Origin of the sequence: Pseudomonas azadiae, from assembly GCF_019145355.1 — a bacterium.
In the GTDB taxonomy this organism is placed as follows: Bacteria; Pseudomonadota; Gammaproteobacteria; order Pseudomonadales; family Pseudomonadaceae; genus Aquipseudomonas; species Aquipseudomonas azadiae.
The window spans coordinates 1,773,868-1,786,876 of record NZ_JAHSTY010000001.1 but is presented as its reverse complement, the minus strand read 5'-3'; the positions used below and the strand labels follow the sequence as shown (position 1 = coordinate 1,786,876).

Sequence of the window (13,009 nt, the reverse complement as noted above, 5' to 3'; positions counted from 1 at the left end):
CCTTTTGATCGAGGTACATCCGTTTAAACCGTGTAGGCAGTAAAAAGACCTCGGGACGCTGAGGTCTTTTTTTCACCCGCTGATCAAGTCAGCAGGTGCTTGGAAATCAACCGGGATATTTCCACAATCGAGGTCTTGCCGGTGAACTCAAACTTCACCTTCCCCAACGAAGAAAAGTAAATCTCCAGCTCCGAGTCTAAATCAAACGTCCCCGACGTTTCCACCGAATACGCCACGATGTTCTTGTACGGCAGCGACGTGAAGTCCTTCTTGCTGCCGGTAATCCCCTGCACGTTCACTGCGATGATGCGCTTGGTGGTGAACACCACGCCGTCGCGCATGGCCTTGTACGCGCCGACCACTTCCTCGCCGTCCAGCAGCAATGACGCCACGCGTTCGGCGTACTCGTTGTTTTGTTTGAGCTTGAAGAAGCCTTTGTTGTTGAAATCGATCATGTGCCTGCCCTTGGGTGAGTGCTGCGGTCGGTGTATGACGTTTTGATCACGGATCTGTATCTAACGCGCGCATTTTGAACGCCCTACCATGGCGTCCAACCCTTCAACGTTGACCAGATGTTTCGCGTCGACAGAACAACCTCCAGGGAGCCCGACCATGCCTGAACTGTCCAGCTGGCTTGCCTATGCGCTGATATCCCTCGGCATGGTGCTGACGCCCGGCCCGAACATGGTTTACCTCATTTCGCGGTCGATCTGCCAGGGGCGCGCGGCCGGGTTTATTTCCCTAGGCGGCGTGGCGTTGGGTTTTCTGGTTTATATGCTGTGCGCGGCCTTGGGTATTACCGCGTTGGTGATGGCGGTGCCCTTTGCGTACGACGCGCTGCGGTTTGGCGGGGCGTTGTACCTGGCCTATCTGGCCTGGCAGGCGGTCAAGCCGGGTGGCCGTTCGCCGTTCCAGGTGCAGCGCCTGCCCCAGGACAGCCCGCGCAAACTGTTCACCATGGGGCTGGTGACCAACCTGCTGAACCCCAAGGTGGCGGTGATGTACTTATCGTTGCTGCCCCAGTTCATCGACCCGCACGGCCATGGCAGTGTGCTGATGCAATCCCTGGTGCTGGGCTTCACGCAGATATTCATCAGCGTCAGCGTGAATGCGGTGATTGCGACCCTGGCGGGGTCCATTGCGGTGTTTTTCGTTACGCGTCCGGGATGGCAGATGGTGCAGCGCTGGCTGATGGGCTCGGTGCTGATGGGGCTGGCGGTGCGGATGGCAGTGGAAGGCCGGCGCTAGTCGCGGGTTACAGGATGGCTTTCAGGTAATCCTTGAGTGCGTCGAGCGGGGCATTGAGGGCTTCCAGTGTCGGCGCCTGGCGCACTTGCAGCGCAAGCCGTTGCAGCTCGCGCCCCATCACGGTCGTTGCGCCGCCCAGTGATTCGAGCGCTGACGCCAGGCACTCATCCAGCTTCAACTGAATCGCGCACAAATCCCCCTGCCGCACCAACAACCCAAACACCTCGCGGTCATACGCTTGCATCACCAGATCATCCCGCAACACCGGGCTGCCGCCGTCCGTCTCGTGCACCAGCTTCAGTGCAAAGAGCGCAACCGCTTCCAGCGTCAATTCCATGGTCTCTGTTCCCGGGGCTTTAGGGGGAGGGCGATGATCACTGTTCTGCGCATGAAAAAAAAGGCCTTAAAGTTGTGATGCGTTTGGCTTGTGCAGGCTAAAGTCGTCCGCACAAGGAACGATATTAATTAGCCATGCTCCAACTCGCCGTGCCAGCGCACCCAGCCACCAGAAGGATAGGGTGCAAGGCCTAACCCATTACAAGGACGCGAATACCCATGCAGTCATCCCCCACTCAAGCGCCATCCGCCACCGGCGAACTGATCGCCAGTTTTCGCCACGGCAAGGGTTTCCTGATCTTCAGTTTGATATTCGGCGTTGCGTTGCTGGGGCTCGCGGTGTTTGTGCTGTACCTGGGCACCATTCTGCCGGCGGGCAGTAACGGCCCCGTCACCCAGACTGCGCGCGGCATGTCGTTCAGCTTCAGCAGCCCTCAAACCGTGATTTACTTCACCAGCGCCTTGCTCACCGTTCTTGCGTTGGGCGTGTTTGCCGGCTATGCCTGGCACAAAAAACTGCGCGCGCCGCGTTACAACGTGTATGAGCACGGCATTGAGCGCTTCATCCACGACCAGCGCGACTACACCGCCTTTGCCGACATCGAAGACCTGTACCTGTTCGGCTCCGGGCAAACCGTGATGACTGGCATGATCACCAACGTGGCCTATCGTCGTAACGCGTCGGAGCCGTTTCACCGAGTGATTGAAAGCCTCAAGGGCTTTTTCGAATTCCAGCAATTGGTGCGCGAGCTGCACATACGCGCACGCATGCCGGCAGTGATCGCGACGCTGGAGATGGGTGGGGCGGTGACGTTCAACTGCATCAGCTCGGGGCAGGTCTGGGGCAAGCGCATGAGCGGCAACTTCCTGAAAATCACCACTTCGCCGATTCTCGTCAGCCGCGCCTTCCTCGAATACCAAGGCCGCAAAGTGCCGATGTCCTCACTGCGCACCGTCGACCTCAATGCCTGGACCGAAAAAGTGGTGATCAAGGACGAGAGCGACAAAGCCGTATTGTCGACCATCGCCACCGGCATTCTGAGCCATGACCTGTTCCTCAATACCCTGGACGCTGTGTTTGCCGCCCAGGAACACACCCGCGAGCTGGCGTGAGCCGGCAGCTTTAACACTGAGGACTGAACGATGATCTATCGCGGTGCAGGCTGGTTCACCTTGTTTACACCTATAGCCATGTTGCTGCTGGTGATGTGGCTTTGGCCCGATCCGAGCGTCAAGCCCGGCGATACGTCGCTCACGCAGCTGTTGATCGGGTTCGGGATCGGATCGGCGATCAACGTTGTGCTGGGCTTTGTATTGAATCGCCAAGTTCACGCCGACGGCGTGCGCCATCACTTCTTTTTCATGCCCATGCAGTGGCCGGCGCTGGCGATCATGCTGGTGTGCGCGCTGATCGCCCTGTTGAAATAAGCTGGCCGACCGCTCGGTAAGGGCGGTCGCGTCACATCAGCGTCGCAGCGCTCACCTGTCTGCGCTCCGAGGCTCCTTGATTCAGGATGCCAAGAATAGAGCAAGGCAACTTGCACGTTGTTCTTCTGGTCTTGGCGATTCGTACCTTCGCAGCTACCGGCATCAAGATCTGCGGCAATTTTATTTGAGCAACAAAAATTCAATTTGGTTTGGGTTTCCGCAGCAGATAACAGCATTTCCGGAGCTATGGCATCCGCTCTTATCGGAAGTGCAGGTTTAGACTCTCCAATTGTTTCAAGCATCCACCGAATAATTGCCCCTGCAGGCAAAGCTGATGTTCGTGTCGCCATCTCAGGAACCGATAGTTCTTTTGCAGCCAACTCAGCTATTGCCGCTTTAAGTAACACCTCAAGCATGCTCCCTAAGTTGCAACTTGCATTTATTGGTTCGAAATCAGACGCCGCGGCAGTTCGCTCGGCAGTTGAAGCTAAAGGCGGTAAATTCTTACATTCCACACCAAATGGCTCCTAACCAGCGATTTTAGTCGGCCACAGAAGGCAGAAATCGGGTATCAGTGACGTGTCGATTTTTTAGCTTGCTGAAACGTTTCATCACGTTTATAAAAATGGCACAACTCCAAGATAGGCTGCCGCCATGACCCCGCTCAAACTCTTTGTTGCCCTCAGCGCACTGTCCGCTGCGTCCCACGCCATGGCCTGGGATTACGTTCTTCTCGACACTGACAAAGCCGCCCAGGGCTGGCAGATCACCAGTACGCAACTCGGAATAAAAACCGACAAACCCTTCAGCGTTACCTTGCGCACCTTGCACGGCGGTCGGCAGGAGGGCGTCAGCATCGTCGACATCGATAACGGCACGATGAAGCTCTCGGTAGTGCCGACTCGCGGAATGAACGTCTTGCAGGCCTCGGTTGGCAATGTGCGCATGGGCTGGGATTCGCCGGTCAAGGAAGTGGTCAATCCATCTTTCATCGAACTCAATGGCCGCGGTGGCCTGGGCTGGTTGGAAGGTTTCAATGAGCTGGTCACCCGCTGCGGATACGAATGGGTCGGCCACCCCGGCGTCGACAACGGCGAACTGCTGACCCTGCACGGTCGGGCCGCCAACATTCCTGCGAACAAAGTCACGCTGCATATCGATGAAAAACCACCGTACGCCATCACCCTGCGCGGCGAACTGAAAGAGCAGGCGTTCAAGAAGGTCGACTTCTCGGTCGCGACCGAACTGGTCACCGAACCCGGCAGCGTCGTGTTCGCCCTCAACGACACCCTGACCAACAACGGCGACTATCCGAAGGAATACCAGGCGCTGTATCACAGCAACTTCAGCACCCCGTTCCTGGAGCAGGGCGCTCGTTTCGCCGCGCCAGTGAAACAGGTGTCGCCGTTCAACGACAAAGCCAAGGACGATCTGTCCGACTGGCAAACCTACCGCGCACCGACCAAGGACTACGACGAAACGGTGTACAACGTGGTGCCGTATGCCGATGCCAATGGCGATACGTTGACCGTGTTGCATGACAAGGCCGGCAGCCTGGGCGTTTCGGTCGGCTTCAATACCCAGACCCTGCCCGTGTTTTCCCTGTGGAAAAACACCGATACCCAAGGCCAGGGCTATGTCACGGGGCTGGAGCCGGGGACAAGTTTTTCCTACAACCGCCGTTATCAGCGGCCACTGAATCTGGTGCCGACAATTGGGCCCAAGGAACACAAGCAGTTCCGCATCAGCTATAGCTTGTTGGCGGATAAGGCGGCGGTGGATAAAGCCTTGAAGCGGGTGAGCGAGATTCAGGATGGGCGGGAGACTGAGGTGCGGCAGACGCCGTTGGTTGATCTTACCAAGGGGTGACACGGGCTGGAGCACTGTCGACCAATATTGCAGCCTCTCGGCCATGTGTTCGCGTCTGATTCCGTCGGCTTGCTCAAGTTCCGCCAGCGCGCGCGACCTTGAGCACATTGTGGGTGCCTGACGCCAAGCCTGAGTGAGGGCGCCAGGTCACGCGGACGGTGTGGGCCATGACTTCTTTTATGCCCATCTGGCGATCATGCTGATCGCCCTGTTGAAATAAGCTTACCGACCGCTCGGCAAGGGCGGTCGGGTTTCGACTTGTTCTAGGCTTATGCGATACGTGGTGTAAGTGTCGCCGTCCCTCAGGTAAAGGTCGCTGTGATAACGGCTGACGGCGCCTTTGAGTTTGATGTGCAGGCCGTTGGCGACGCGCTGGATGACCACGTCTTTCAAGTCAGTGTCCGTGACCAGAAAGGGCGGCGTCTTGCCCAGGTACACCTTCATGGTTTCGTCAGTCGACTCACGGTAATCCATATAAAACTTCAACGTCTTGGGCTCCGAACGGTCCCTGGCTTCCTCGACGATATAAAGCCATTCCCCCGGTATGAAGTTTTGCTTCAGGACTATTTGGGGAGCAAGCTCTGGTTTGTGCAGGTAGCCGTAGGTAAGCAGCCCCGCTAAGCCGAGCATGAAGATAATTGCGAAGTACTTTTTAAGCTTGGGCTTAAGGGCTTGCCATTCGGTTTTATTCATAGGCTTCAACGTTGGTTGGGTGTCAATGGTTGTCTTGGTAGGCGCCCAGCGTCGCGCAATGGCGACACTTGAATACGTAGGCGGTAGGCCCGTGGTCCTTATCCAGCGCATTGAAAAACGCTTGCCACTGCGGACCGTCTTCCAAGCCCGTCGAATCCTGGACCGCCGCGATGGCTTCATTACCCAGTGCAAGCAACTCGGCATGGCCTGCCTTACCGATAAACTCGCCCGCATCATCGCAGTGAGTGAACCAGCGCTCCTGTTGCCAGCCATTGAAGCCCGGCGTGCGTTGACTGACTTCGACAATCTGCTCCTCGCTCAGGGTTTCCTCACCGTCCAGGCCGATGCTCTCTTCATCGACAAACGTCGCACCCAGGCGCTGGTGCGCGCTCCCGTCGGCAATGCACCATGGGCAGATGCACGCGTCGTATTCTTCGATGGCATAGACCGGGCCTACGTAGATGTAGCCTCGCGCCTGATCGCAGCTCACGCAGACGGTCGAGGAGGGTTGTACCGAACCGCTGCCGAGAGGGTCCGGGTGGTAACTAAAGTGGGGCAGTATCATGGCGCTATCCTCCTTAATGTGCCTGGGCTTTCAAGCAGCTTGGCGTACTGGCGGTCGAGCGCGCGCTCGTCAGCCGTGGCCGGAAGGTCGATGGTTTTCCCGCAGTCTTCCTTGAAGCATTGCAGCAGATCATAACCGGTTGAGAAGGTTTCATTGCCGGGGCACTGATGATCGTGCCCTGGGCCAAGGGCAATCTTCAGATCCACTGATCATTCAAGGCGGTTCGGTCCCCGCCTTCATGGCCGGTGTTCAAAATGCCCCGTGGCTCGATCATCATCAGCTTGGCTTCGCCTTCGGCGGCCGTTCGGTGTTCTACCCCACGTGGGACCACATACAGCTCGCCTGGCGCTACATAGACGGGGCCGTCGGGAAGGTCGATACGCAGCGTGCCTTCCAGCACCAGGAATGCCTCGTCGGTTTCGGGGTGGGAGTGCCAGATGAATTCGCCTTCGATGCGCACCACCTTGAATTGGTAGTCGTTCATTTCGGCGACGACGCGTGGGCTCCATTGTTGGTCGATGAACGAGGCTTTTTGGGTGAGGTTTATGGGGGCGGCGGGAGGCTGAGCCATGACGGATACTCGGGTAGGTGAGGAAAGTCAGGTTAGCCAGAAGACGGGGTGTAGGGCTTGAACGATCATGCAATAGGCGTTATCGCGCTGTTCTGAATTCAAGCCTGCCGCAATTTGCCGGCAAGCCATGACAGCGCTATCGCCGGAATTGAGAGAACAGCCGCATACAGGATACCGACACCCAGCAACGGGGAAGCACCAGAAATAACCAGAACCACGGGAATCTGAGCAAGCATTACGACGGCGCCTGCGGACCACTGGGCGCTTTTTAGCACGGCACCAAGGATCACTGACAACGCAAGCGCGGCGGGATAGATGAGGGTCCAATAACTCGCCAGATCCCAAGGCTCCTTGCCTCCTGTGATGGCTGAAACAACAGTCCAAAAAAACAGGGACGCGACGCAGGTAGCCGTGAATGCCATGATTTTCCTATGTCGACTTCGTTGAAAGACCGTTGGACGCAATCGAAAACCCGAAAAGGGGACGGCTTTATTTTTCCTGGACTTCAATTATCAATTTTTTTGAACTCGCTGCGCCACGTCGCAAAGCCAACGGCGCAACAGATGGGCTGCCTCACCCAACGCCACATCTTTAGCCTGCACCAGATAATAGCCCTTGCCAGTCTTTAGTACAGCGTCAAAGACAGGTACGAGAAGGCCTCTTTCTACGTCTTCCTCAACCAGCCAAGGGCTGGTGAGCACTAAACCTTGATCGCGACGCGCTGCGTCGATTGCCAGCTCAGACTGGTCGAACTTGAGGCTGCTGGAAAAGCTATCGGGGGACATACCGACCGATGATAGCCATTGAGACCAGTGAGCATGAGACGTCGTATAGATCAAGGTTGCCCCGGGCAAACGCTCAAGGCTATGCAACTGGAGCCGTTCGCGGTAAGCCGCGCTGGAATAGACCCTGACCTCGTCTGGCAAGAGCAGCTCTGCGTTCACATCACTGCTATGTCCATCGAAATGCCGCACCGCCAGGTCGCAGGTAGCGTCATTGAAATCCACGTTATCGGTGGATGCGCTCAGGTGCAGGTGCACCTCTGGATGACGCTCCGTGAACAATGGCATCCGCTTTGCGAACCAGGAGTTAGCGAACGCCGGCGGCAAGCTTAACCGTACCTGCCTGTCTCTAAGACTCCGGACGGCCAGGTTGGCGGTCTCCAACTGGCGAAGCGCCGGCTTGACCTGCTCCCAGTAGCTCAGCGCCTGCGCCGTGGGTTGCAGCCTGCGCACATTGCGTATGAACAGTGGCGTTCCCAACCAACCTTCCAGCTTGCGAATCTGTTGCCCTACCGCTCCCGGCGTCACGAACAACTGGCTTGCAGCAAGGCTGACGCTGCCGGTGCGCATGACCGCGTCAAAGCATGCGATGGCCCTGAGGGGCGTATCAGCTCTCATGGCGTAGTTTTTCTCTTCTATAGATCGAAAACATATGATTTGTAGCGGCTTGCGTACTTTCCCACAATCGAATTTCGCCATCGGCTGTTTGGCCTGCCGAGTGAGGAATAAATTGTTGTCCAAGTTAATGATAAAAGGTGCCGACAAGTGAGGAAGTCAGTAGATGGGGCTGCCACGGCGGTAATGGTGCTGCTGTGTCTCATCTGGGGCGCCCAGCAGGTGGCAATCAAGGCGGTCGCCGGTGACATAGCACCGCTCATGCAGGTTGCCGTTCGCTCCGGAGTCGCTGCAGCCTTGGTCTGGCTGATCGGAAAATCGATCATGCGGGAGGTGTGGTTACCCGGCGTCTGGTGCCGCTCCGGGTTAGTCGTGGCCGTTCTGTTCGCGGGTGAATTTTTGTTCATCGCGCAAGGATTGCGCTGGACAAGTGCTTCGCATATGGCGGTTTTCCTGTATACGGCGCCCTTGTTTGCCGCCATTGGTCTGCACCTGCGCTTGCCGGAGGAGCGTCTGAGCGCGATTCAGTGGTTGGGTATGTCGCTGGCGTTCGCAGGCATTGCCATCACCTTCCTCATGCCACGCGATGGAACAGCCATTCAAACCTCCAACACAAACAGCCTGCTGGGTGACCTGTTGGGCTTGTGCGCGGGCGCTGCCTGGGGATTTACGACGGTAGCGGTGCGTATCAGTCGCCTAAGTGAAGCCCCCGCAACCCAGACCCTGTTTTACCAACTGGCAGGGGCCTTTCTCCTTCTGCTGCCTTTAAGCCTGCTAGCGGGCCAAAGCGCAATGATCTTTTCAACCGGTGCAGTGGCCAGCCTGGTTTTCCAGACATTGGTCGTGTCAGTGGCAAGCTACTTGATCTGGTTCTGGATGCTTCGTCGCTACCTCGCGGCTCGCCTGGGAGTGCTGGCCTTCATGAGTCCGCTGTTTGGCGTATCGATGGGGTATCTATGGCTCAAAGAGCAGACGAGCATCGGGTTTCTGCTGGGCGCAAGCCTGACTATTGTCGGCCTGCTTGTGGTGAGCCTAAGCAAAGCGGTCGGACAGAACCGGGGCGATAGACGTTACCCAACACCGAAGATTCGCAAGGAGAAGATGCAGTTATGAAGACGTTAATCGTATTGGCGCATCCAGAACCACGCTCTTTCAACGGCGCCTTAAAGGACGCAGCTGTTGAAACAATGCGCGAACTCGGCCACCCGGTTCAGGTGAGCGATCTCTACGCGATGAATTGGAAAGCTGAGCTGGGCATGGGTGACTTCCCCGATAATCGCGCCGATCCTGACTATCTTGATCTTCCCCGCGAGCAAGAACATGCGTTTGCAAACAACGCTCACACCGACGACGTCAAAGCCGAGCAATCGAAAGTCATGTGGGCTGACCTGGTGATTTTTCAGTTTCCTGTGTGGTGGTTTTCGATGCCGGCCATTCTGAAAGGCTGGGTAGACCGGGTATTAAGTCGCGGGTTCGCGTACTCATCGGGGCACAAGTATGGATCAGGCCTGCTCAAGGACAAGAGGGCCATGCTTTGCCTGACCACGGGCACCGCGAGCAGCCTTTATACACCTGCTGGCATTGATGGCGACTTGCATCACATACTCTGGCCTATCCATAACGGCATCCTGGCTTATACCGGTTTCACCGTTCTTCCGCCGTTTGCTGCATGGATGCCCGCGCAGCTCAGCGATGACGAACGTCAGCAATATTTGAATTCATATGCCGACTACCTGCGAAGCTTGGAAGCGGTGCAGCCGCTGTTTTTTCATCCCCGTGAAGACTATGACCACAACCAGCAGCTCAAACCCGGGATTGAAGCCCGCTCGGGTGTGCAGTGGAATCCACGTGCAGGACAAAGTTTTGAACAGGCTGCATCCCGTTTCTCAGGGCAGCCTAAGTCCAAAATCTAGCTCTCATGCTGGCCGGCGCCGGAAAAATATCCAATGCGATAGCTGAGCGGTTGTAATCGTTCCCTCGCTCCGCGTGGGAATGCATCCCGTGACGCTCCGCGTCACCCTTGCGCAAGTAGCGGATTTTTGCGCTGAAAGCAGGACGCGGAGCGTCCAGGGCGGCATTCCCACGCAGAGCGTGGGAACGATCAACTGGCCGCCGCAATCAACCCGCGTCGCTGCAAAGCCACTTGCGCCTCCTCTGGATTCATCCGCACTAGGTTCACCGGGATGGATTTCGCCGCCGGTGTGTTACTGCGGCTATCCCGATTCGCCAGTGGCAGCAAGCCGTTGGTTTCCGGGTAGTACGCGGCGCAACAGCCTTGCGGGACGTCGAAGGGGATGACCTTGAAACCGGACGCACGACGCGGCGTTGTCACGTCCAGGGCGGTCTGGAACTCGACATAGTCCCCGGCCTTAAGCCCCAGGCGCTCGATGTCCTGCGGGTTGAGCATCACCACCATACGGTCGCCGTAGATACCCCGGTAACGGTCATCGTTGGAATACACCGTGGTATTGAACTGGTCATGGCTGCGGATCGTCATCAACTGCAGATGCTCAGCGCCCGGTGGCGTGTCGTCCTCGTCAAAAACCCCTGCAGGAAACAGGAAGTTGGCCTTGCCTGACTCGGTGTTCCACTTGCGCTCGCTGGCGCCATTGGGCAGGCGGAAACCGCCGGGCTCCTTGATGCGCTGATTGAAGTCATAAAACTGCTCGGGCAGCACGGCTTCGATCTTGTCGCGAATGCGCGCGTAGTCGTTCACGTAGCTGTCCCAATCCACCTTGGGGTTGGGCGCAAGCGTCGCCTTGGCCATACCGGCGATGATCGCCACTTCAGAGATCAGGTGTTTCGACGCAGGCTCCAGCATGCCGGTGGAACCGTGCACCATCGACATCGAGTCTTCGACCGTCACGGTTTGCGCCACACCGTTCTGCATGTCCAGCTCCGAGCGGGCGATGCACGGCAGCAAAAACGCTTTCTGGCCGTGGACCGTTGCACTGCGGTTGAGTTTGGTATTGACCAGCACGGTCATTTTCAAGCGCTTGACGGTTGGACAGACCACGTCGATATCCGGGATGGCCCGGAAGAAATTGCCGCCCATGGAAATAAACGCTTCTACCTCGCCGCGCAGCAGCGCTTCACAGGCTTCGGCCACATCATGCCCACCTTTGCGGGACGCCTCGAACTCAAACACTTTGCTCATACTGGCCAGGAACGGCTCGCCGGCTTTTTCGTAGATGCCCATGGTGCGGTCACCCTGCACATTGGAGTGGCCGCGAATCGGGCAAGCCCCCGCGCCCAGCTTGCCGATGTTGCCGCGCAGCAGCAGCAGATTAATGATCTGCTGCATCGCGTCGCCACCGCGCTTGTGCTGAGTAATACCCATGCCCCAGCAACAGATCACCCGCTCCGACCGCATGTACACCGCCGCCACATCCTCCAGTGCCTGACGCGTCAGGCCCGAATGACGCTCGATGATTGCCCACGGCAACTGTCGGCAATAATCAGCGAACCGCTCAAGGCCATGGGTGTGCTCGTCGATGAAGGCGACATCCAGCACACGGGGCAGCCCTTCACGCTGAGCCGTATCGTCCGCTTCAATCACCGCTTTACAGATGCCCTGCACGGCAATCATATCGCCGCCGATCCTGACCTGATGGTACTGGGAGCTGATCTTGACCCCGCTGCGACTGAGCATGTCGCGCGGGTCCTGGGGTGATGCAAACCGCACCAGCGCCTTTTCGCGCAACGGGTTGAACGAGATGATGCTCGCGCCACGGCGCGCGGCGGCATGCAGCTCCGACATCATGCGCGGGCTATTGGTCCCGGGGTTCTGACCGAAGATGAAAATAGCGTCGGCGTTCTCGAAATCCTCCAACGTCGTGGTGCCTTTGCCCACGCCGATGGACTCAGGAAGCGCCACGCTGGTGGTCTCGTGGCACATGTTCGAACAGTCAGGAAAGTTAGCCATGCCATACAGGCGGCCAAACAACTGATACAAAAACGCCGCCTCGTTCGAGGTACGCCCCGAGGTGTACAACTCCAGCTTCCACGGGTCGCTCAACTGGCGCAGCTCCTGCCCGATCTCGGCGAACGCCACGTCCCAACTGACGGGCAAGTATTTGTCGCTGCCCGCGTCATAGCGCATCGGCTCGGTGATACGGCCCTGATCTTCCAGATCGTGATCGGTCCAGGTGGCCAACTCACTGACCGTATGTTGAGCGAAGAACTCCGGCGTGACGCGTTTTTTGGTCGACTCCCACGCCAGTGCCTTGGCACCGTTTTCACAGTATTCAAAGGTATGCGGCTTTTTTGGGTCTGGCCAGGCACAGCTGGGGCAGTCGAAACCGTCCGGTTTGTTCATGGACAATAAGGTGCGGTTGCCCTTGAGCAGGACGTGCTGGTGGAGCAGGTGTTTGTTGACGGCGTTTAGGGCAGGCCAGCCGCCGGCGGCGGAGCCGTCGGATTGGGAGCCTTGGAGCTGGGAATTTTTGGGTTCAGACATTGGGTGGGTTCTCCCTGTTGAAGGCCGTGGAGGCGTGGTGCGTATGGTTGTGATGCATACGGGGAGGGAGAATTCGGCTTGGTCGACGAGCGTTAGCGACCAGAGGGATTGGTGGGAGGTTCAGTTAGGGGGCGAGCTGTTCAGACAAAGCTCAACTCGACTTGAAACATTTCCTAGAATAGATCCGTCCCCTTTTTCCACCTCTGTGTTGGGATTGTGAGAGTGGGTAGGAGGCTGGTTAGAAGCTGAATCAGCAGTAGGGGACGATAATCGCAAGGATTCACTCCAATCGCTTTGGCATGCACGAAAAGCGAAAAATGAGGTCCCGAGGCCTATAAGATATGACTGGAATGGGTAGGAATGATTGGGTCTGGCTTGGTGTGTGGACTAGATTCCTGGCCCTGCTTGACAACGCGAATGACCAGCATATGATGAGCGCCTCT

Annotated in this window: 16 protein-coding genes; 7 read left to right on the top strand and 9 right to left on the bottom strand. The window is 57.4% G+C overall.

The features are described from left to right. Positions 1-83 precede the first annotated feature (83 nt). Positions 84-455: a PH domain-containing protein gene (locus KVG91_RS08050; RefSeq protein ID WP_169376158.1), complete on the bottom strand. Its 372-nt coding sequence runs from the start codon at positions 453-455 to the stop codon at positions 84-86. A 157-nt stretch (positions 456-612) separates the two neighbouring features. Here KVG91_RS08050 and KVG91_RS08045 point away from each other — a divergent pair, with 157 nt between their 5' ends. Beyond that, the gene (locus tag KVG91_RS08045) at positions 613-1,248 is read left to right on the top strand and encodes a LysE family translocator (protein WP_169376159.1); all 636 of its coding nucleotides are present in this window, start codon (positions 613-615) and stop codon (positions 1,246-1,248) included. 7 nt (positions 1,249-1,255) lie between these two features. Here the strand turns inward: KVG91_RS08045 and KVG91_RS08040 are convergent, their stop codons facing one another. After that, a complete protein-coding gene (locus KVG91_RS08040) occupies positions 1,256-1,585 on the bottom strand; it encodes a hypothetical protein (RefSeq protein ID WP_169376160.1) in 330 nt (109 codons plus the stop codon). 218 nt (positions 1,586-1,803) lie between these two features. Here KVG91_RS08040 and KVG91_RS08035 point away from each other — a divergent pair, with 218 nt between their 5' ends. From KVG91_RS08035 to KVG91_RS08020, 4 genes are all read left to right on the top strand, one after another. After that, a complete protein-coding gene (locus KVG91_RS08035) occupies positions 1,804-2,697 on the top strand; it encodes a hypothetical protein (RefSeq protein ID WP_169376161.1) in 894 nt (297 codons plus the stop codon). Positions 2,698-2,727: 30 nt separating this feature from the next. Then, a complete protein-coding gene (locus tag KVG91_RS08030) occupies positions 2,728-3,012 on the top strand; it encodes a hypothetical protein (protein WP_169376162.1) in 285 nt (94 codons plus the stop codon). A gap of 117 nt (positions 3,013-3,129) precedes the next feature. After that, positions 3,130-3,543, top strand: a complete 414-nt coding sequence (locus tag KVG91_RS08025) for a hypothetical protein (RefSeq protein WP_169376163.1) — start codon at positions 3,130-3,132, stop codon at positions 3,541-3,543. Between the two features lie 123 nt (positions 3,544-3,666). After that, positions 3,667-4,881 carry an aldose 1-epimerase family protein gene (locus KVG91_RS08020; protein ID WP_169376164.1) on the top strand — a complete coding sequence of 405 codons (1,215 nt, stop codon included), beginning with the start codon at positions 3,667-3,669 and terminating at the stop codon, positions 4,879-4,881. A 222-nt stretch (positions 4,882-5,103) separates the two neighbouring features. On the opposite strand, the gene KVG91_RS08015 is transcribed toward KVG91_RS08020, so the two are convergent. The 6 genes from KVG91_RS08015 to KVG91_RS07990 all read right to left on the bottom strand — a co-directional run bounded on the left by KVG91_RS08015 (position 5,104) and on the right by KVG91_RS07990 (position 8,257). After that, complete coding sequence (locus tag KVG91_RS08015; protein ID WP_169376165.1) at positions 5,104-5,574, bottom strand: hypothetical protein; 471 nt, start codon at positions 5,572-5,574, stop codon at positions 5,104-5,106. A 22-nt stretch (positions 5,575-5,596) separates the two neighbouring features. After that, on the bottom strand, positions 5,597-6,139 hold the full coding sequence (locus tag KVG91_RS08010; RefSeq protein WP_169376166.1) for a CbrC family protein: 543 nt from the start codon (positions 6,137-6,139) through the stop codon (positions 5,597-5,599). Then, positions 6,136-6,345: a hypothetical protein gene (locus tag KVG91_RS08005; protein WP_169376167.1), complete on the bottom strand. Its 210-nt coding sequence runs from the start codon at positions 6,343-6,345 to the stop codon at positions 6,136-6,138. Before KVG91_RS08005 ends, KVG91_RS08010 begins: the two co-directional genes overlap by 4 nt. After that, positions 6,336-6,710, bottom strand: a complete 375-nt coding sequence (locus tag KVG91_RS08000; protein WP_169376168.1) for a cupin domain-containing protein — start codon at positions 6,708-6,710, stop codon at positions 6,336-6,338. The genes KVG91_RS08005 and KVG91_RS08000 overlap by 10 nt, the downstream gene beginning before the upstream one ends. 98 nt (positions 6,711-6,808) lie before the next feature. Beyond that, positions 6,809-7,132 (bottom strand): hypothetical protein, encoded by a 324-nt coding sequence (locus tag KVG91_RS07995; protein ID WP_169376169.1) that lies wholly within the window; start codon positions 7,130-7,132, stop codon positions 6,809-6,811. Between the two features lie 90 nt (positions 7,133-7,222). After that, positions 7,223-8,257 carry a LysR substrate-binding domain-containing protein gene (locus KVG91_RS07990; RefSeq protein ID WP_225926957.1) on the bottom strand — a complete coding sequence of 345 codons (1,035 nt, stop codon included), beginning with the start codon at positions 8,255-8,257 and terminating at the stop codon, positions 7,223-7,225. 36 nt (positions 8,258-8,293) lie between these two features. Here KVG91_RS07990 and KVG91_RS07985 point away from each other — a divergent pair, with 36 nt between their 5' ends. Both KVG91_RS07985 and KVG91_RS07980 read left to right on the top strand, forming a co-directional pair. Next, positions 8,294-9,220: a DMT family transporter gene (locus KVG91_RS07985; RefSeq protein ID WP_169376184.1), complete on the top strand. Its 927-nt coding sequence runs from the start codon at positions 8,294-8,296 to the stop codon at positions 9,218-9,220. Further along, on the top strand, positions 9,217-10,020 hold the full coding sequence (locus KVG91_RS07980) for an NAD(P)H-dependent oxidoreductase (protein WP_169376170.1): 804 nt from the start codon (positions 9,217-9,219) through the stop codon (positions 10,018-10,020). The genes KVG91_RS07985 and KVG91_RS07980 overlap by 4 nt, the downstream gene beginning before the upstream one ends. Before the next feature lie 188 nt (positions 10,021-10,208). Here KVG91_RS07980 and KVG91_RS07975 read toward each other — a convergent pair whose 3' ends face one another. Next, a complete protein-coding gene (locus KVG91_RS07975) occupies positions 10,209-12,566 on the bottom strand; it encodes an FdhF/YdeP family oxidoreductase (protein WP_169376171.1) in 2,358 nt (785 codons plus the stop codon). Between the last annotated feature and the right edge of the window lie 443 nt (positions 12,567-13,009).

Coding starts and splice junctions, on each gene's coding strand:
- KVG91_RS08050 (WP_169376158.1), bottom strand. CDS start 455: ATGATCGATTTCAACAACAAAGGCTTCTTCAAGCTCAAACAAAACAAC.
- KVG91_RS08045 (WP_169376159.1), top strand. CDS start 613: ATGCCTGAACTGTCCAGCTGGCTTGCCTATGCGCTGATATCCCTCGGC.
- KVG91_RS08040 (WP_169376160.1), bottom strand. CDS start 1,585: ATGGAATTGACGCTGGAAGCGGTTGCGCTCTTTGCACTGAAGCTGGTG.
- KVG91_RS08035 (WP_169376161.1), top strand. CDS start 1,804: ATGCAGTCATCCCCCACTCAAGCGCCATCCGCCACCGGCGAACTGATC.
- KVG91_RS08030 (WP_169376162.1), top strand. CDS start 2,728: ATGATCTATCGCGGTGCAGGCTGGTTCACCTTGTTTACACCTATAGCC.
- KVG91_RS08020 (WP_169376164.1), top strand. CDS start 3,667: ATGACCCCGCTCAAACTCTTTGTTGCCCTCAGCGCACTGTCCGCTGCG.
- KVG91_RS08015 (WP_169376165.1), bottom strand. CDS start 5,574: ATGAATAAAACCGAATGGCAAGCCCTTAAGCCCAAGCTTAAAAAGTAC.
- KVG91_RS08010 (WP_169376166.1), bottom strand. CDS start 6,139: ATGATACTGCCCCACTTTAGTTACCACCCGGACCCTCTCGGCAGCGGT.
- KVG91_RS08000 (WP_169376168.1), bottom strand. CDS start 6,710: ATGGCTCAGCCTCCCGCCGCCCCCATAAACCTCACCCAAAAAGCCTCG.
- KVG91_RS07995 (WP_169376169.1), bottom strand. CDS start 7,132: ATGGCATTCACGGCTACCTGCGTCGCGTCCCTGTTTTTTTGGACTGTT.
- KVG91_RS07985 (WP_169376184.1), top strand. CDS start 8,294: ATGGTGCTGCTGTGTCTCATCTGGGGCGCCCAGCAGGTGGCAATCAAG.
- KVG91_RS07980 (WP_169376170.1), top strand. CDS start 9,217: ATGAAGACGTTAATCGTATTGGCGCATCCAGAACCACGCTCTTTCAAC.
- KVG91_RS07975 (WP_169376171.1), bottom strand. CDS start 12,566: ATGTCTGAACCCAAAAATTCCCAGCTCCAAGGCTCCCAATCCGACGGC.